The organism is Tropicibacter naphthalenivorans, assembly GCF_900176475.1.
Lineage (GTDB): Bacteria > Pseudomonadota > Alphaproteobacteria > Rhodobacterales > Rhodobacteraceae > Tropicibacter > Tropicibacter naphthalenivorans.
This window is the reverse complement of sequence record NZ_FWXX01000001.1, coordinates 294,769-310,870: the sequence shown is the minus strand read 5'-3', so window position 1 is coordinate 310,870 and position 16,102 is coordinate 294,769. Positions and strand designations below refer to the sequence as shown.

The following is a 16,102-nucleotide window of genomic DNA, read 5'->3' as shown; positions in this document are numbered from 1 at the left end:
TCTTACCGATCAGGCCGCTTCGGCATCATCCGCGCCAAGCGCGTTGAGCTGTTGGGCAAGTTTGACGATTTCCTTGCGCAGGGGATTCTTGGCCGCGTGGGTGGCCAAGGGCAGACCGTGATCGCAGGCTTGCATCACGGCGCGGCCCCCGTCGGGGAATTGCAGGTCCAGCGCGATCCCAAGGCTGTCGGCCATGCGCTTGACGCGGCTCTTGCCCTGAAGATCGGTGAATTTCGGCGCGCGGTTCAGCGCAAAGCGGATTTTGTCAAAGGGCAGCTCTTCGGCCTGAAGCGCGCGTTTCAGGCGCAGCGTGTTCTGGGCCGAGCGCATGTCCAGCTCGACCAGCGCAAAGTAGATCTGCGCCTCGGTCAGGACCGTTTCGGTCCACTGGGTGATGGTCGACGGCATGTCCACGATCACATAGTCAAAGTGTTCGCGCGCCACCTGTAGGATGCGCTGCACCTCGACCGGGCCAATCATGTCCAGCGGCAGGATATCGGCGGGCGAGGTAAAGACGTCCATCTTGCCCTCAAAGCTGACCAGCGCCTGGCCAAAGCTGTCGCCGTCCATGGTTTCCACGTCCGACAGCAGTTCAAACACCGACTCGCGGCGGGGCAAATCAAGGTAGGTCGCCACAGAGCCGAATTGCAGGCCAAAGTCGATCAGGCAGATCGACGGTTGTTTGTCTTTGACCCCGGTGGCCAGCTCATAGGCCAGGTTGACCGCAACGGTGGTTGCACCGGCCCCGCCGCAAAGGCCCTGAACGGCGATCAGGACGCCATCGCCGCCTTTCTTGAGCTTGACGCCTTGCTCGGCGACTTCGGCGGGAAGCTGGGGCGCGGGGGGCGGCGTGCGCAGCCGTTCCACGGCGGCGGCCAGCTCGCCCTCGGGCAGGGGGTAGGGGACAAATTCATCGGCGCCCTGACGCAGCAGCGTGTGCAGCGATGCGGGCGTGACGTCCTCGGCGATGAGGATCACCTTGACACCGCGTTCCTTGGCCCCGGCGATGATGGTGCTCAGCTGGGCCAGCTCCGGCTCGTCGATGGCGTCGATGGCCATGGCGACGAACTCCATCTCGCTGGCTTCGGGCTGGCTGAGGAACGGCAGCGCCTCGGCAAAGCCGAGATCGCCCCAACCCTCGCCCAAAAGCGCTTCCATGTCCTCGATAAGCAGGTCGAAATTCTGCACATCCCGGCTGATCGTGCAGGCCACGATCGGGGCCGGCTCTGCGTGAGATGGTGTACTCGTCATGCCTTACGTCCTTTGTTGTGCGGTGCACCGGCAAAGGGGAAGGCTTGTTAACGATAATCGCCCACCCCTGTGCAGGTCCCCCGGTCGCCGAGTCGGGTCGGCGCACTGGTCCTTGGGAGTAAGATCGCTGGGAAAGGCGGCAACATTTAGGCCAAAAAACCGAAATTGTACGTCATTTCTGCACGGTGGTGATCTGGCAAAGGGGGCGCGGCGCGCCGGGGGAAACAGTCACGACAATGTGCGTTTCCAATAGCTTAAAGGGCGCGCCGTGGTGTCTGGCGCGCCCTTTGAAGGTTAGTCGGTGATCTGGAAGTCCGCGCCCTGGATGCCATCAAGGCCGGTGGCGGGCTCTGCACTGTTCACGTATTCGCGGTAAATGATCTCGGCGTATTTGCCTTCGAGCACCGTCGGATGGCTGCCGACAAAGCCCGACACCTCGGTGACGGTGCGGCGGTTGCGGCGCTCGCGGCCATCGGTGACGATCAGCGGCTGGGTCTCGCCGTAGCTGACCAGCGCCTCCAGGCGGTCGCGGCCAACCCCTTGGGTCACAAGGAAATTCACCACGGCATTGGCGCGTTTCAGGCCAAGCGCCTTGTTGTACCCGGCCGAGCCGACCTTGTCGGTGTGCCCATAAACGCGGAACCGCACCTCGGGGAACTGACGGATCCACGCCGCCTGTTCGCGCAGGGTGTCGCGCGCGCCCACGTCCAGCTGCGCGCTGTTGAAGGCAAAGTTCACCGTGGTCAGCACCTCGGTCGCAAAGCGCTGGGACAGGTCAAAGACGTACTGCTTTTCGCCGGTCATGTACTGGTGGTTGTTCATGGTGGCATTGCCGAAATCGCCCGTGTCGATCAGCGCGCCCGCCTCGCGGTTGAACGCTGCCATGCCACCCGCAGGATCGTTGCTGCAACCCGCCAGCACGAGGCCCAGCGTGAGGCCCGTCGTCAATGCCCGTATCATCCGTTGCCCCTGCATCATTTAGTCCATCACGTAGCCGTAAGAGCTGCTGAAATCCTGCTTGGCCACTTCGCCCGCGGCGCCCTTTTGCGGCGCTTTGGATTTGCCCGGCGTGGCCGAGGTCTTGCCGAACAGGAACAGGTCGCGCTCGCTGGGCGGGACCACGCGGTCGGTCGGCAGCGCCAGCGCTTCGCCGCGCGTCGGTGTGACCAGATGCGGCGTCACGATGATCACCAGCTCGGATTGCTCGCGCTGGTAGTCGGCGCTGCGGAACAGCGCGCCCAACACGGGCACATCGCCCAGCCACGGCACCTGTGCGTTCAGGTCGGTAAAGTCGTCCATCAACAGGCCCGCGATGGCAAAGCTTTCGCCGTCGCGCAGTTCCACGGTGGTCTGCGTCTCGCGCCGTTTGAAGGCGTTGATGTTGATCGAGGACAGCTGGATCGAGTTGTTGGTGTCGATCGAGGAGACCGCCGCTTCGAGTTCGAGGTTGATCAGATCGCCGTCGATCACGCGCGGGATAAAGTTCAGCTCGACGCCAAAGGGTTTGAATTCGATGGTGATCGAGCCGTTCTGCTGGCTGACCGGGATCGGGTATTCGCCGCCCGCGAGGAATTTCGCTTCCTGGCCCGAAAGGGCGGTCAGGTTCGGCTCTGCCAGGGTGCGCACAACACCTTTGTTTTCAAGGGCTTCAAGCATGATGCCCACTTCGAGGCCGCCCGCGTTAAAGCCGAACAGCACGGTGCCCTCGGTGCCGGTCCGCTTGGGGATCAGCTTGTCCGCGACCAGATCGCGTTCGGCCACGGTGGCGGCCTGACCGGTGCCCAGTTCAAGTCCCAGATCACCGCCCAGCGTCGAGCCGCCCGTGGCCAGCGAGGCGCGCAGGCTTTTGGCGACGGTGCGCTGCATTTCGGCAAAGCGGACCTTGAGCATAACTTGTTGGATGCCGCCCACCACCATCAGGTTGGACACACGTTCCGGCGCGTAGCGTTCGGCCAGATCCAGCGCGCGCTGCATCCGCGCGGTCGACGACACGGTTCCCGACAGCACGATGCCGTCGTTGGCGGTGCGCACTTCGATCTTTTCGTCGGGCAGGATCTGCCGCAGGCGCTCCTTGAACTCGGTCACATCGGCGGCGACGCGCACTTCGACGTTGGTGATCAGCTGCCCTTGGGCATCGAGGATCGTCAGCGTCGTGGTGCCCGGTGCCTTGCCCAGCACATAGATCGTGCGATCAGACAGCGACGACAGGTCCGCGATGGCCGGGTTGGCGATGGACAGTTCGGCAAAGCTTTGTTCGCTTTCGATCACCACCGCGCGGTTCATGGGAACGTTCAACACGGCTTCGGTGCCCGTCCGCACAACGCGAATGGACTCTGCCTGCGCCACGTTGCCCACAGGTGCGCCGCTAACAGCCAACCCAATCAGGGCGGCCTTTAGAATACTCTCAAACTTCATGTGACCTGCCTTTCGATCACGCCTCTGTCGCGGGTCTTGTTGCCCGCATTTTCGCTAAGCATGGGGGATTTTCAGATTTTATGCAAGAATCAATGGCTTCGCGCCGGGTTTAAATGTGGATAACCCGCAACATAGCGATGCAGCGCACGGCAAAAGGCCCCGCAGAACGGGGCCTTGGATCAGTTAAGCGGTTGAAAGCGCTTGGCCTGTGCCAGTCAGTTGGTGCAGGGGATCTGCTTTTCGACCACTTCCGCGCCACGGCGAACCCGCATCACGCAGGGCTTGATCGTGGTGGGGGCGGCGCTTTCGGTCTTTTGCAGACCCAAGAGCGAGCGCTGGTCGACCTCGATGGCTTCGGCGACGGTGTCGTCGTTCAGCGACATCAGCGACAGCGACAGGCGGCCCGTGGATTGCGCCTGGGCAAGGGCGGCGACCTGCTGCGGGCTGGCGGCGACGGTCACGGTGCGGGCGATGGAGGCCGCGGTGCTGTCCGCCTCAGAGCTTTGGTCGATGGCGATCAGGCGCACGCCGGTCTGGATCAGCTTGGTCACGTCGCCCTGCGGCAGGTTGGGATCGTTGCCCGGCATCCGGCCCGTCCAGTAGACGTCCACGCGGTCACCGGGGCGCAAGAAGCCCGACACACCAGAGGTCACGTCCACCTTGATGGCAAAGGCGCGCTGGCCCTTTTCAAGGCGCGAGGTCAGGCCCGCGTCCCCGCCGGGCTCAGAGACCTTGACGTCCATGAAGGCCTCGAACTTTTCCATGGCGCGCACGGCCACGCGGGGCAGGCCTTCCTCACTGATCAGCGGGTTTTCTTCGTCAAACGCGCCTTCGGGCAGGATTTCGGTGGGCCAGGGGGCCAGTTGCACGTCCTCGGGCAGGATCTGCTCGCCATAGGCGATGGGACGCGAGGTCACATAGATCATCTGCGTGGGCACGGCGGCGGTGGATTTCTGGCGCTCTTCGAGCAGAGCGGTTTCATAGGCGCCGATATAATTCTGCGCCATGTAGACGGCAAAGCCTGCAAGGGCCAAGCCTGCAACGAGGACTAGTCCGAATACCATTCGCATGGGGGCACCTCTGTAATCGGTTCAGGTCATCCGCAGACGACCATGGGGGAAGATGTTTCCATCATGTTTCGACAATGTGGTGAAATCTTGCCGAAGCGATGACGCTTTGAGGGCATCGCAGCCGTCCCGGCGGGGGCCGAGAATGGCCGCCAGAACGCAAACCAGCGCCTTGGGCATGTCTGCCTCAAGGCGCGAGCTTGTTAGTAGTTGTCCCGAGACTGGATCTCTGCGGCGGCGGCATCAGCCAGCCCGATCGTGCTGTCTTCTAGCACCGTGTAAACGGCGATACAAAACCCGACCATGGCCGCGGTCAAAAGAATCCAATCGACGGTGACAGCTCCGTCTTCGTGTTTGGCGAAGGTTTTCAAGAGCTTGTGCATCGCTGTCTCCGTGAAAGGAAAGGGGAAGTGATTTCCGGTTTCGCGGAGCGCGCGCTAGGTAACGCGCGCTATGCCTTGTTTTTGGCGATGTGCGATGCAGTCGACTTAGTAGTCGTTTTCGAGGGCCACACGTGCCGCTGCTGCGTCGATCAGGCCGGTCGAGTTGGTCTCGATGGTGGTGTAGGCGGCCACGGCCAGGCCCACGACTGCTGCGGTCAGAACAACCCAGTCAACGGTGACTGCGCCGTCTTCGGATGCGCGGAAGGTTTTGATGAAGTTCAGCATGGTAGTAATCCTTTGGTTGGCCTGTTTGGCCGAGTGTCTGGTGGGGACGGCGCGCGCCCTTGCGATCAAGTCGCGCGCCTCAGATCACGCGGCGCTCAGGCCGCGCCGACTTAGTAGTCGTTTTCCAGAGCGACACGTGCCGCTGCTGCGTCGATCAGGCCGGTCGAGTTGGTCTCGATGGTGGTGTAGGCGGCCACGGCCAGGCCCACGACGGCTGCGGTCAGAACAACCCAGTCAACGGTGACTGCGCCGTCTTCGGATGCGCGGAAGGTTTTGATAAAGTTCATCATGGTCTTTGTCCTTGTTTGGCCTGTCGGCCCTAGAGTTGGTCGGGGGAGGCGGGCGCGCATCGGGTGCGCGCCTCAGGTCCTCATGCGGCGCTCAGGCCGCGCCCGGAATTAGTAGTCGTTTTCGAGGGCGACACGTGCGGCCGCTGCGTCGATCAGGCCGGTCGAGTTGGTCTCGATGGTGGTGTAGGCGGCCACGGCCAGGCCCACGACTGCTGCGGTCAGGACAACCCAGTCAACAGTCACTGCGCCGTCTTCGGATGCGCGGAAGGTTTTGATAAAGTTCATCATGGTCTCTCTCCGTAGATATACGTTGCTCACGTTAACCGTCGGGGCTTTATAGCGGGCCTCTCTCTTTGCCCTGTTCCCGTTTGGTATGAGCATATATAGCCCCCGCTTTGGGGCGAGATTTGGGCATGATTGGATTGATTTTGTAGTAAGTGAAAGGCACGAAAGAAAACCTTTGAAAAGGATGTTTTTCCTTTCAAAACAGTAGGATCGCTACGCCTTTCGCGCCCCGGCCTATCCTTTTGGGTAATAAGTTAAGGCACATCTGTTTACTCTTGTGCAACGATAGTGGCGTCAAAACCCGTTTTGTGCGATATTGGGAAAAACACAAAACACTTGGGCCAAGAGCAGGTCATGAAAATTGGAATCATATGTCTGGCCCAGAGTCTCGCGCTGAGTCTGCCTCTGTGTCTAAGCGTTGCGGGCGCTGGCACTGCGCAGGAGGCCGCCAAGGCCCCGTCGCCCTTTGCGACCTTTTCCGCCAAGCGGGTCAAGCCGCCAAGCGCCGGGACCAAGAAACGGATCACCGTGCAGATCGCGCCGCGCGCCAATCCGGCGGTGCCGCCCGTTCATAATGCCGCGCCCCCGGCTGCGGCTGCGACGGTTGCAGCGGCGGTGGCACCGGTGGCGCCTGCGGTAGCGGCCCCGACCTATGGCTGGTTCTGGTCCACTGTCTCACCAGAGCTGTCGGCCACCGGGCCGGGGCGGCTTGCGCCCTCTCTCGTGGCTTTGGCGCAGGGGCCGGCGGGGCAATCGGTGCCCGCGCCGCGCCTGCAACTGCTCCAAGAGATCGCCGCGCGCCATGGCACTGACTTGCTGCGCGAAACCGTGGGCACGCGGGTGTCACCCGCTTTGGCCCTCGCAGTGATTGCGGTCGAAAGCTCTGGCCGGGTGGATGCGGTCAGCGGGGCAGGGGCGCAAGGGTTGATGCAGCTGATGCCCGATACGGCGGCGCGCTTTGGCGTGGAGAACAGTCTGGACGCGGCGCAGAACATTCGTGGTGGGGTCAAGTTCCTCGACTTCCTGATGGAAAAGTTCAACGGCGACCCGATCCTCGTGCTGGCGGGTTATAACGCGGGCGAGAATTCGATCGGCAAGAACAACGGCGTGCCGCCCTATCCCGAGACGCGCGATTACGTGCCAAAGGTGCTGGCGGCCTTTAACGTGGCCAAACGCCTGTGCAGCACCCCGCCCGAGCTGGTGTCGGACGGCTGCGTCTTTCAGATCATGAACTGAGCACCGCGCCGGGGTTCATGATCCCGTTCGGGTCCAGCGCGGCCTTGATCGCGCGCATGGCGGCCAGCTTGGCCGGATCGCCGTAGCGTTCCAGATCGCCGACCTTGAGCCGCCCAAGCCCATGCTCGGCACTGACCGAGCCGCCAAAGCTGTCGGTCAGATCGTGCACGCAGGTCTTTACCGCGTCGCTGACATTATAGTCGGTGCGGCTGCGCCCCTGCGCTGGGAACACATTATAGTGCAGGTTGCCGTCGCCCACGTGGCCAAAACAGTTGATGCGGAAATCGCCCAGCTTGGCCAGCGCGGGGCCGGCGGTGGCGATGAACTCGGGGATGGCGCTGAGCGGCAGGGAAATGTCCTGCGAAGAGATCGAGCCGATGCGCTTGTTGCCCTCGGGGATATGCTCGCGGATGTTCCAAAAGTCCTGCGCCTGCTGCGCCGACTGCGCGATCAGCCCGTCGCTGACCAGCCCCGCCTCAAAGCTTTCGGCAAAAAGCGTTTCCAAGGCCTCTTGCGGGGATTGATCGCGGCCAAGACCCAGTTCGATCAGAACGGCCCATTCCGGCGGGCTCTCCCACGGTTGGCGGATGTCCGGCAGCGTCTCGCGCAGAAAGTCAAAGCCCATGCGGTGCATCAACTCGAACGCGCTGATCCCGTCGCCGATCTGCGTGCGCGCCAGTGACAGCAGGTCCAAGGCGGCCTGTGGCGAGGCGACGGTCAGCAGGGCGGTGCCGGTCACGGCGGGGCGCGGTTGCAGTTTCAGCGCGGCGGTGGTGATCACGCCCAGCGTGCCTTCGGCCCCCATCAACAGGTGGCGCAGATCGTAGCCGGTGTTGTCCTTGCGCAGGCGTTTCAGCCCGTTCCAGATCTGGCCGTCGGGCAAAACCGCCTCTAGCCCCAGCACCTGATCGCGGGCATTGCCGTAACGCAGTGTGTTCACCCCGCCCGCGTTGGTCGAGAGCAAACCGCCAATGCGGGCGGAGCCTTCGGACGCCAGCGACAGCGGGAACAGCCTGTCCGCCTCGGCGGCGGCGGCCTGCACATCCGCAAGGATCGCGCCCGCCTGCACCACGGCGGCGTTCTCTTGCGGGTAGACGCCCATGATCGCGGTCATGCGTTCCAGCGACAGGATCAGCGCCGCGCCATCGGTGCTGACTTGCCCCGCCACCAGCCCCGTGCCGCCGCCATAGGGCACCACGCCGACGCGGGCGGCGTTGCAGGCCTTGAGGATAGTGGACACCTCTTGCGTGGTGCGGGGCAGGGCGACCCATTGCGAAAGCCCGCGCCACTTGCCGCGCGGCTCCTCTAGATAGCGCGGCTCTGCCCGGCGCAGGGTGTCGGCGGGCAATTGCTCGACCAAAGCGGCGGCAAAGGTATCATCGGCGGGGTGCATGACTCTCTCCCTTTGTCTTGGCGCTTTTGTATCGGGAGAGGATGCGCAGCGGTAGACCCTAGTCGCGCAGCCAGTCCGGTTGCAGGACCACCACCGTGGGCTGGCTGGGCAGTGTGCGCAGGGATACGGTCAGCTCTGGCCCGGCGCGGCGGTCGATGGCGAAACTGTCCGAGATGTCGGTCAGGAACCGCTCCAGCGCGTAGCCGGAAAACCAGTGCATGGGGATCACCACAGAGGATTTCAGCCGGTTCACCACGCGCACCACGGTGTCCAGCGGCAGGGTCATCCCGCCGTCCACCGGCACCATGACCACATCCAACCGCCCCAGCGCGGCGTATTGCGCGTCGGTGGGTTCGTGATGCAGGTGGCCAAGATGACCGATGCACAGCCCTTCGGCTTCGAACACGAAAATCGAGTTTCCGCGCGGCTCCGTCCCGCGCCCCGAGCGGATGTCGGTGGACACATTGCGCACCAGCATTTCCCCAAGGTCGAGGTGGTGGTCCGCGCCTGCGCCAAACTCATCCCCCCAGCCGCGCAGCACATGCGGGATCGCCGGGTCGACGGCGGCGGTCCAGTGGGTGTCATGGGCGTGGTTCATGGTGACGATGTCGGGGATCAGCGTGGTGTTGCCGATAAAGCCGTTGTAGTCGGTCACCGCCTCCAGCCCGCCGCGCGTCTGGATCAAAAAGGCGGCGTGGGCGATGTAATGGATGCGCACGCTATAGTCGGGCAGCGGGTCGCGAAAGCTGGCCTTGTGCAGGTATTGCAGCCCTGGCGCGGCGTCGGCGATGGCGATGCAATGGCTGGGGCGGCGCGCGTCTTGGGCGGCGGCTGCGGTGGCCGAGGTGGCCAGCAGCAGCAGGGCAGTGAGCAGGCGGAACATGGGCGGTCTCCTTTCACGGGGGAAAGGCTACGCCGATTCGCGCGCGCGGCGCATCGCGTTGTCGTGAACGGGCTTAGCCGACGTCGGTTTTGCCGCGCCGATCGCCGCGCAGGGCGGCGTACAGCACATGGGTGCGCCAGCGGCCATTGATTTGCAGATAGCTTTGCGCGACGCCCTCATATTTGAAACCAGAGCGTTCCAGCAGCCCGCGCGAAGGCACGTTTTCCGGCAGGCAGGCGGCCTCTACCCGGCTGAGGCCCATGCGTTCAAAGGCGTGGTGAACCACGGCGGCGATGGCCTCGGACATGTAACCGTGGCGGGCGTGGCGCTCGCCGATCCAGTAGCCAAGGGTGCCCGCCTGCGCGGGCCCGCGCCGGATGTTGTCCAGCGTGATCGCGCCCAGCAGTTCCTGGGTGTCGCGGTGGATCAGGAACAGCGGCACCGCGCTGCCCGAGTTGATCGACCGCGAAGCCCAGTACACCCGGTTGGTAAAGGCTTTGCGCGACAGGTGATCGGGCGACCACGTCGGCTCCCACGGGGTCAGGAAATCGCGGCTTTCCGCGCGCAAGGCAGACCACGGCGTATAGTCCGGATGCGCCGGGGGGCGCAGGGTCATACGCTCGGTTTCGAGCTTGAGCTTGCGCCGGAAGGTCAGCATTACGCCGCCCGTTGGGACTGGATCGCCTCCAGCGTGGGGGCGGTTTCCACCGGACCGTATAGCGCCAGCGCGGGGGCGGCCTGTGTCGCCTGATTTTCGGCAAAGGCGCGCACATCGGCCAGCGTTACGGCGTCGATCTTGGCCACGGTGTCCTCGATCGGGGGGACCTTGCCCCAGATCTGCACCATGCGGGCCATGCGTTCGGCGCGCGAGGACGGGCTTTCCAGACCCATCAGCAGACCGGCCTTCATCTGGACGCGGGCGCGTTCAACCTCGACCTCGGTCATGTCCTCGGCAGCGCGCTTCATCTCTTCGATGGTCAGCGTGGCCAGCTCTGGCAGTTCCTCGCCCGAGGTGCCCGCGTAGATCGTCGTCATGCCGGTTTCGGCATAGGCGCCGCATTGGGCAAAGATCGTGTAGCACAGGCCGCGCTCTTCGCGGATCTTCTGGAACAGGCGGGAGGACATGCCGCCCCCCAGCACCATCGAGTAAATCTGCGCGGCGTAGAAGTTGTCGGCGCGGTATCCCGGCCCCTCAAAGGCCAGCGCCATATGCGCCTGTTCCAGATCCTTGACCTTGCGCGCTTCGCCGCCGTGAAAGGTCGCGCTGTCCGGGGTCATCGCCTCGCGCGCGGTCATGTCGCCAAACAGCTGTTCGGCCTGCGCGACCAGCGCGTCGTGATCCACCGCGCCCGCCGCGGACAGGATCAACTGGCCGGGGCCGTAATGTTCGGACACAAAGCGCGCCAGATCGGCCTGATCAAAGCGCCGCACCCGGTCTGCCTCGCCCAGGATGGTGCGGCCAAGCGCCTGATCGGGGTAGGCCTTTTCCTGCAACCAGTCAAAGATCACATCGTCCGGCGTGTCATGCGCCTGACCGATTTCTTGCAGGATCACGTGACGCTCTGTCTCGATTTCCTTTTGGTCAAAGATCGGGTTGCGCAGAATGTCCGCCAGAACGTCCACCGCCAGCGCGGTGTCCGCCTCTAGGACACGGGCGTAATAGGCCGTCACCTCGCGCGAGGTGTAGGCGTTGATATAGCCGCCCACGTCCTCGATTTCCTCGGCGATTTGCAGCGCCGTGCGGGTGTTCGTGCCCTTAAAGGCCATGTGTTCCAGAAAATGCGCCACGCCGTTCTGATCGGGGCGTTCATGCCGGCCACCGGCATCGACCCACAGGCCGACCGCAGTGGATTGCAAGCTGGGCATCTGTTCGGTGACGATGCGCAGCCCGTTGGACAACGTGGCGAATTGGGTGGTCACTTGTTGATCCGCTCCTGAATGAGGGCTTCGAGTTCGGCGAGGTCGTTGTTGACCCGCGTCACGCGTTCGGGACGCTCATAGAGGTCCGCCATGCGATTGGGAAGAGGCGGGCGAATGCCGCTGGCCTTTTCCACCGCGTCGGGGAATTTCGCCGGGTGCGCGGTGGCCAGCGTGATCATTGGCGTGGCAGGGTCGCGTAAATCTTCGGCAACTTTGACACCGATGGCGCTGTGCGGGCAGAGCAGTTCGCCCATGGTGGCGTTGGCCTGTTTGATCATCGCCAGCGTTTCGTCCTCGGACACGCGGCCGCTGTCGAAATGCTCGCGCAGGGCTTGCAACGCACCTTGAGAGACGTTGAACCCGCCTTCTTTGAGCTCGGTCATCAGCTGCGCGACCGCCGCGCCGTCGCGGTCGTAGGCGTCGAACAGCGCGCGTTCGAAGTTCGAAGACACCTGAATGTCCATGGACGGGCTGATCGAGGGGTGCACTTGCGACGTCTGGTACGCGCCGCCGGTCAGGCAGCGGTGCAGGATGTCGTTCTGGTTGGTGGCCACCACCAGACGGTCGATGGGCAGACCCATGCGCTTGGCGATGTAGCCCGCGAAGATGTCGCCAAAGTTGCCGGTGGGGACGGTAAAGCTGACCTTGCGGTCCGGCGCGCCGAGGCTGACAGCGGACGAGAAGTAGTAGACCACCTGCGCCAGAACCCGCGCCCAGTTGATGCTGTTCACACCGGCAAGGCGGACAGAATCGCGGAAGTCGAAGTCGTTGAACATGTCCTTGAGCTTGGCCTGACAGTCGTCAAAGTGACCGTCCAGCGCCAGCGCGTGCACGTTGCTTTCCGGCGGGGTGGTCATCTGGCGGCGCTGCACCTCGGACACGCGGCCATGCGGGAACAGGATAAAGACGTCGACGTTGTCCAGACCCTTGAAGGCCTCGATCGCCGCAGAGCCAGTATCGCCCGAGGTTGCGCCCACGATGGTGACACGCTCGCCGCGCCGCTCCAGCGCCTCTTGGAACAGCTGGCCGATCAGCTGCATGGCGAAGTCCTTGAACGCCAGCGTCGGCCCGTGGAACAGCTCCAGCAGGAAGTGATTGGGGGCGAGTTGCACCAGCGGCGCGCGGGCGTTGTGGCCGAACCCGGCATAGGCCTTGGCGATCAGGTCGGCAAAGACCTCATCCGTGAACCCATCGCCCACGAAAGGACGCATTACGCGAAAGGCGATTTCCTCGTAGCTCAGCCCGTTCAGCGCGCGAATGTCATCGGCGGTCATCTGCGGGATGGTTTCGGGCACGTACAGGCCGCCGTCACGGGCAAGGCCGGACAGCATCGCTTCTTCAAAGGTCAGCGCAGGCGCCTGCCCGCGGGTCGAGATGTAACGCATGGGTTAGTCCTTGCCTTGAAAACGGCGCATGATCCATACGCCGGTCATGATCAGCCACACCGCCGCCAGCGAAAACCAGGTGATCGCGTATTGCAGGTGGTCGTTGGGGATGCCGGCGGTGTCCACGGGCATTGGGGTCAGGGTCGGGTCCGAAGGGCGCACGTCGCGGGCGACGATCAGCAGCGGTTCGGTGTTCAGCGCCTCGGCCATCTGGGCCACATCGCGGGCGAACCACGTGTTGCCAGCGACATCATTCTCGGGGGTCGAGGAATTGCGGTCGTCGGGCCACAGCAGGTTGCCGGTGATCTGTGCGGCGGCGCCCGGGCGGGGGGCTGCTTTGCTCTCGATCGGGGTAAAGCCCCGGTCAACCAGCACGCGCCGCCCGTCTTGGGTGGTGAAATCGCTGATGACGCGCCAGCCCGGCCCTTGGCGTTTCACCGACACCAGCACATAAAGCGCCCCGTCGCCAAAGCTGCCGTCCATGGCGACCGACATATAGGTCTGCTCGGCGGGGCTGATGAGGCGGGGCAGGGGCTGGGGATTACCGGCGATGGTCGTTTCGATCCGGTCGAGGATCGCACGCTTCCACTCCAGCCGTTGCAACTGCCAAGTGCCAAGGGACACGAGGATCGCAATGCCGATCAGGCCGAACAGGGCAGGGGCGAGGATGCGTTTCACGGGCTCTCCGACTAGGCCGAACGAAAAAGGCGCGCCACACTGGGCGCGCCTTGGTTTACCTTAGTATCGGTCAGGTGCAACACCCAACCTGACTGGCTTAGCCGCCCCAGACGTAGACTGCGGCAAAGAGGAACAGCCACACGACGTCAACGAAGTGCCAGTACCAGGCCGCCGCCTCGAAGCCGAGGTGGTTTTCCGGGGTAAAGTGGCCCTTCATCGTGCGGATCAGGCAGATGAACAGGAAGATGGTGCCGACGATCACGTGGAAGCCGTGAAAGCCCGTCGCCATAAAGAAGTTCGCGCCGTAGATGTTGCCCGAGAAGCCAAAGGCCGCGTGCGAGTATTCATACGCCTGGAACACCGAGAAGATCAGGCCCAGCAGGATCGCGATGGTCAGACCGGACTTGATGTCCTTGCGGTTGTTCTCGTGGACCAGAGCGTGGTGCGCCCAGGTCGCCGCCGCACCCGAGCACAGCAGGATCAGCGTGTTGATCAGCGGCAGGTGCCACGGGTCAAACGTCTCGATGCCAGCGGGCGGCCATGCGCCGTCGATTGCCGGGCTGTCGGGGCCCATGGGGTACATGGCGTGCTTGAAGAAGCTCCAGAACCACGCAAAGAAGAACATCACTTCGGACATGATGAACAGGATAAAGCCATAGCGCAGGCCGATCAGAACGACCGGCGTGTGATCGCCCACCTGGTTTTCCTTGATGGTTTCGCCCCACCAGCCGAACATGACGTAGAGCACGCCAACAAAGCCGATGATCAGCATCCACGGGCCGTTGTCATGCATAAACATGACCGCGCCGAACAGCATCACAAAAGCAAAGACCGAGGCCAACAGCGGCCAGATAGAGGGGTTCAGAATGTGGTAGTCGTGGTTCTTAGCATGCGCCATGGCGTTTCCCTCGTTAGGCGTTAGTTCACAGACGCTTTCGCGTCTTCGTTGGTTTCAAGAGCCGCCTGAGCCTCTTCGGGCAGGTCGATCTCGTAGAAGGTGTAGGACAAGGTGATGTGTTTCATCCCCTTGGTATTGGGGTCGGTCGCGAACTCGGGATCCACGAAAAAGCTGACCGGCATCTGGATGCGCTCACCGGGCATAAGCACCTGTTCGGTAAAGCAAAAGCATTCGATCTTGCTAAAGTAGCTGCCGGCCTGAAAAGGCGCGACGTTGTAGCTGGCTTGGCCCGCGACGGGTTTGTCGGTGGGGTTGTAGGCCTCGTAGAACGCCAACCCCTCTTCGCCAATGCGCACCTCCATGGACAGCTGCGCGGGTTTGAACTCCCACGGCATCCCCTGTTCGGTGTTGGCGTCAAAGTTGACCTTGATCTTGCGGTCGAGGATTTCACCGGTGGTGGCCTCGGCGGTCAGGGTTGCGCCGCCAAAGCCGGTGACCGCGCAGAACCAGTTGTAGAACGGCACCGAAGCCCAGGCCATAGCGCCCATAAAGACCACCACGCCGACCAGTTGCAGAACCGTCTTGCCGTTGTTGTTAGTTGCCATTCGCGCCTCCTTGTTGCCCTGCTGGAGCAGTGGCCACCGGGCTGGGGTTCGGGGCAAAGCCGCCGCGCGTGACCTTGACGAAGGTCATGCCGAAGACGATGGCGATAAAGGCGGCCAGCGTCAGGCCGAGGCCCACATTACGGCTGCGGCGGCGGGTGTGAAGTTCGTGTTCCTTGGTCAGTGCCATGTGATCAGAACCCCATCCGGTCGATGCCCGCTTCGATCAGGATCGCACCAAAGTGGGCGAAAAGATAGAGCAGGGAGAGTTTAAAGAATTTGCGCTCGGTCAGGAAGTTGTCGCCTTCCGAGGCGTCCTCGTCGCGGCGCCAGATGTCCACCGCGCCCTTGAGGAACAGCGCGTTCAGCACCACGGCGACGGTCAGGTAGACCGGCCCGCCCACTTGGGTGAACCCCAGAGCGATGGCCAGCGCGGCCAGCAGGACGGTGTAGACAAGGATGTGCACGCGGGTGGCGCGGCGGCCATGGGTGACGGTCAGCATGGGCACGCCCGCGTCGTCGTAATCCGAGCGCATGAACAGCGCCAGCGCCCAGAAGTGCGGCGGGGTCCACATGAAGGTCAGGCAGAACATCAGTACGGAGGCCGTGGAGATTTCGCCGGTCGCCGCCGCCCAGCCGATCATCGGGGGAAAGGCGCCAGCGGCCCCGCCGATCACGATGTTCTGCGGCGTCGCGCGTTTCAGCCACATGGTGTAGATCACCACGTAGAAAAAGATGGTAAAGGCCAGCAGGCCGCCTGCCAGGTAGTTGGTGGCAAAGGCAAGGAAGAGGCAGGAAAACACCGAGAGCGTCAGGCCGATGGCCAGTGCCTCTTCGCGGGTGACTTTGCCTGCGGGAATGGGGCGTTTCGCGGTGCGGCGCATGACGGCGTCGATGTCGCTGTCGTACCACATGTTCAGCGCGCCGGATGCCCCACCGCCCACGGCGATGAACAGTACGGCGCAGAACGCGATAAACGGATGCACCGGCACCGGCGCGGCCAACAGGCCCACAAAGGCGGTGAACACCACGAGGGTCATCACACGGGGCTTGAGCAGGGCGAAATAGTCGCCGAACTGCGCTTCGCCTTCCTGGATGCTGCTGTCGTAGCTTGCGTCGCTCATTTGGGTG

Annotated in this window: 19 protein-coding genes; 1 reads left to right on the top strand and 18 read right to left on the bottom strand. The window is 63.4% G+C overall.

The window, feature by feature from the left end; genetic code table 11:
• Positions 1-9: 9 nt before the first annotated feature.
• The 8 genes from B9A11_RS01505 to B9A11_RS01470 form a co-directional block, all read right to left on the bottom strand.
• Positions 10-1,251, bottom strand: a complete 1,242-nt coding sequence (locus B9A11_RS01505; protein WP_058246108.1) for an AAA family ATPase — start codon at positions 1,249-1,251, stop codon at positions 10-12.
• Between the two features lie 294 nt (positions 1,252-1,545).
• The gene (locus tag B9A11_RS01500) at positions 1,546-2,211 is read right to left on the bottom strand and encodes an OmpA family protein (RefSeq protein WP_234988703.1); all 666 of its coding nucleotides are present in this window, start codon (positions 2,209-2,211) and stop codon (positions 1,546-1,548) included.
• 18 nt (positions 2,212-2,229) lie between these two features.
• On the bottom strand, positions 2,230-3,666 hold the full coding sequence (locus B9A11_RS01495; protein WP_058246109.1) for a type II and III secretion system protein family protein: 1,437 nt from the start codon (positions 3,664-3,666) through the stop codon (positions 2,230-2,232).
• 215 nt (positions 3,667-3,881) lie between these two features.
• Complete coding sequence (gene cpaB, locus B9A11_RS01490; RefSeq protein ID WP_058246110.1) at positions 3,882-4,736, bottom strand: Flp pilus assembly protein CpaB; 855 nt, start codon at positions 4,734-4,736, stop codon at positions 3,882-3,884.
• Positions 4,737-4,936: 200 nt separating this feature from the next.
• Complete coding sequence (locus B9A11_RS01485) at positions 4,937-5,116, bottom strand: hypothetical protein (RefSeq protein ID WP_058246111.1); 180 nt, start codon at positions 5,114-5,116, stop codon at positions 4,937-4,939.
• 105 nt (positions 5,117-5,221) lie between these two features.
• On the bottom strand, positions 5,222-5,401 hold the full coding sequence (locus B9A11_RS01480; protein ID WP_058246112.1) for a hypothetical protein: 180 nt from the start codon (positions 5,399-5,401) through the stop codon (positions 5,222-5,224).
• A 110-nt stretch (positions 5,402-5,511) separates the two neighbouring features.
• Positions 5,512-5,691, bottom strand: coding sequence for a hypothetical protein (locus tag B9A11_RS01475; RefSeq protein ID WP_058246113.1), 180 nt, complete (start codon positions 5,689-5,691; stop codon positions 5,512-5,514).
• A 108-nt stretch (positions 5,692-5,799) separates the two neighbouring features.
• Positions 5,800-5,979: a hypothetical protein gene (locus B9A11_RS01470; protein WP_058246113.1), complete on the bottom strand. Its 180-nt coding sequence runs from the start codon at positions 5,977-5,979 to the stop codon at positions 5,800-5,802.
• 351 nt (positions 5,980-6,330) lie between these two features.
• On the opposite strand from B9A11_RS01470, the gene B9A11_RS01465 reads away from it, so the two are divergent.
• Entirely contained in the window at positions 6,331-7,212 is an 882-nt protein-coding gene (locus B9A11_RS01465) for a lytic transglycosylase domain-containing protein (protein ID WP_083499739.1), read from the top strand.
• On the opposite strand, the gene B9A11_RS01460 is transcribed toward B9A11_RS01465, so the two are convergent.
• The 10 genes from B9A11_RS01460 to cyoE form a co-directional block, all read right to left on the bottom strand.
• Positions 7,202-8,605, bottom strand: coding sequence for an FAD-binding oxidoreductase (locus B9A11_RS01460; protein ID WP_058246114.1), 1,404 nt, complete (start codon positions 8,603-8,605; stop codon positions 7,202-7,204). The genes B9A11_RS01465 and B9A11_RS01460 overlap by 11 nt on opposite strands.
• Before the next feature lie 58 nt (positions 8,606-8,663).
• Positions 8,664-9,488 carry an MBL fold metallo-hydrolase gene (locus tag B9A11_RS01455; protein ID WP_058246115.1) on the bottom strand — a complete coding sequence of 275 codons (825 nt, stop codon included), beginning with the start codon at positions 9,486-9,488 and terminating at the stop codon, positions 8,664-8,666.
• Positions 9,489-9,561: 73 nt separating this feature from the next.
• Positions 9,562-10,146, bottom strand: coding sequence for a GNAT family N-acetyltransferase (locus B9A11_RS01450; protein ID WP_058246116.1), 585 nt, complete (start codon positions 10,144-10,146; stop codon positions 9,562-9,564).
• Positions 10,146-11,408 carry a M16 family metallopeptidase gene (locus B9A11_RS01445; protein WP_058246117.1) on the bottom strand — a complete coding sequence of 421 codons (1,263 nt, stop codon included), beginning with the start codon at positions 11,406-11,408 and terminating at the stop codon, positions 10,146-10,148. Before B9A11_RS01445 ends, B9A11_RS01450 begins: the two co-directional genes overlap by 1 nt.
• Positions 11,405-12,793 carry a threonine synthase gene (gene thrC, locus B9A11_RS01440; protein WP_058246118.1) on the bottom strand — a complete coding sequence of 463 codons (1,389 nt, stop codon included), beginning with the start codon at positions 12,791-12,793 and terminating at the stop codon, positions 11,405-11,407. Before thrC ends, B9A11_RS01445 begins: the two co-directional genes overlap by 4 nt.
• A 3-nt stretch (positions 12,794-12,796) precedes the next feature.
• Complete coding sequence (locus B9A11_RS01435) at positions 12,797-13,471, bottom strand: SURF1 family protein (RefSeq protein ID WP_058246119.1); 675 nt, start codon at positions 13,469-13,471, stop codon at positions 12,797-12,799.
• Between the two features lie 97 nt (positions 13,472-13,568).
• The gene (locus B9A11_RS01430) at positions 13,569-14,369 is read right to left on the bottom strand and encodes a cytochrome c oxidase subunit 3 (protein WP_058246120.1); all 801 of its coding nucleotides are present in this window, start codon (positions 14,367-14,369) and stop codon (positions 13,569-13,571) included.
• 20 nt (positions 14,370-14,389) lie between these two features.
• A complete protein-coding gene (locus B9A11_RS01425) occupies positions 14,390-14,974 on the bottom strand; it encodes a cytochrome c oxidase assembly protein (protein WP_058246121.1) in 585 nt (194 codons plus the stop codon).
• Positions 14,964-15,161 carry an SRPBCC family protein gene (locus tag B9A11_RS01420; RefSeq protein WP_058246122.1) on the bottom strand — a complete coding sequence of 66 codons (198 nt, stop codon included), beginning with the start codon at positions 15,159-15,161 and terminating at the stop codon, positions 14,964-14,966. Before B9A11_RS01420 ends, B9A11_RS01425 begins: the two co-directional genes overlap by 11 nt.
• 4 nt (positions 15,162-15,165) lie before the next feature.
• Complete coding sequence (gene cyoE, locus B9A11_RS01415; RefSeq protein ID WP_058246123.1) at positions 15,166-16,095, bottom strand: heme o synthase; 930 nt, start codon at positions 16,093-16,095, stop codon at positions 15,166-15,168.
• Between the last annotated feature and the right edge of the window lie 7 nt (positions 16,096-16,102).

Bases quoted from the DNA above. Each gene is read 5' to 3' on its own strand.
- B9A11_RS01505 (WP_058246108.1), bottom strand. From the start codon at position 1,251: ATGACGAGTACACCATCTCACGCAGAGCCGGCCCCGATCGTGGCCTGC.
- B9A11_RS01500 (WP_234988703.1), bottom strand. From the start codon at position 2,211: ATGATACGGGCATTGACGACGGGCCTCACGCTGGGCCTCGTGCTGGCG.
- B9A11_RS01495 (WP_058246109.1), bottom strand. From the start codon at position 3,666: ATGAAGTTTGAGAGTATTCTAAAGGCCGCCCTGATTGGGTTGGCTGTT.
- cpaB (WP_058246110.1), bottom strand. From the start codon at position 4,736: ATGCGAATGGTATTCGGACTAGTCCTCGTTGCAGGCTTGGCCCTTGCA.
- B9A11_RS01485 (WP_058246111.1), bottom strand. From the start codon at position 5,116: ATGCACAAGCTCTTGAAAACCTTCGCCAAACACGAAGACGGAGCTGTC.
- B9A11_RS01480 (WP_058246112.1), bottom strand. From the start codon at position 5,401: ATGCTGAACTTCATCAAAACCTTCCGCGCATCCGAAGACGGCGCAGTC.
- B9A11_RS01475 (WP_058246113.1), bottom strand. From the start codon at position 5,691: ATGATGAACTTTATCAAAACCTTCCGCGCATCCGAAGACGGCGCAGTC.
- B9A11_RS01470 (WP_058246113.1), bottom strand. From the start codon at position 5,979: ATGATGAACTTTATCAAAACCTTCCGCGCATCCGAAGACGGCGCAGTG.
- B9A11_RS01465 (WP_083499739.1), top strand. From the start codon at position 6,331: ATGAAAATTGGAATCATATGTCTGGCCCAGAGTCTCGCGCTGAGTCTG.
- B9A11_RS01460 (WP_058246114.1), bottom strand. From the start codon at position 8,605: ATGCACCCCGCCGATGATACCTTTGCCGCCGCTTTGGTCGAGCAATTG.
- B9A11_RS01455 (WP_058246115.1), bottom strand. From the start codon at position 9,488: ATGTTCCGCCTGCTCACTGCCCTGCTGCTGCTGGCCACCTCGGCCACC.
- B9A11_RS01450 (WP_058246116.1), bottom strand. From the start codon at position 10,146: ATGCTGACCTTCCGGCGCAAGCTCAAGCTCGAAACCGAGCGTATGACC.
- thrC (WP_058246118.1), bottom strand. From the start codon at position 12,793: ATGCGTTACATCTCGACCCGCGGGCAGGCGCCTGCGCTGACCTTTGAA.
- B9A11_RS01430 (WP_058246120.1), bottom strand. From the start codon at position 14,369: ATGGCGCATGCTAAGAACCACGACTACCACATTCTGAACCCCTCTATC.
- B9A11_RS01425 (WP_058246121.1), bottom strand. From the start codon at position 14,974: ATGGCAACTAACAACAACGGCAAGACGGTTCTGCAACTGGTCGGCGTG.
- B9A11_RS01420 (WP_058246122.1), bottom strand. From the start codon at position 15,161: ATGGCACTGACCAAGGAACACGAACTTCACACCCGCCGCCGCAGCCGT.
- cyoE (WP_058246123.1), bottom strand. From the start codon at position 16,095: ATGAGCGACGCAAGCTACGACAGCAGCATCCAGGAAGGCGAAGCGCAG.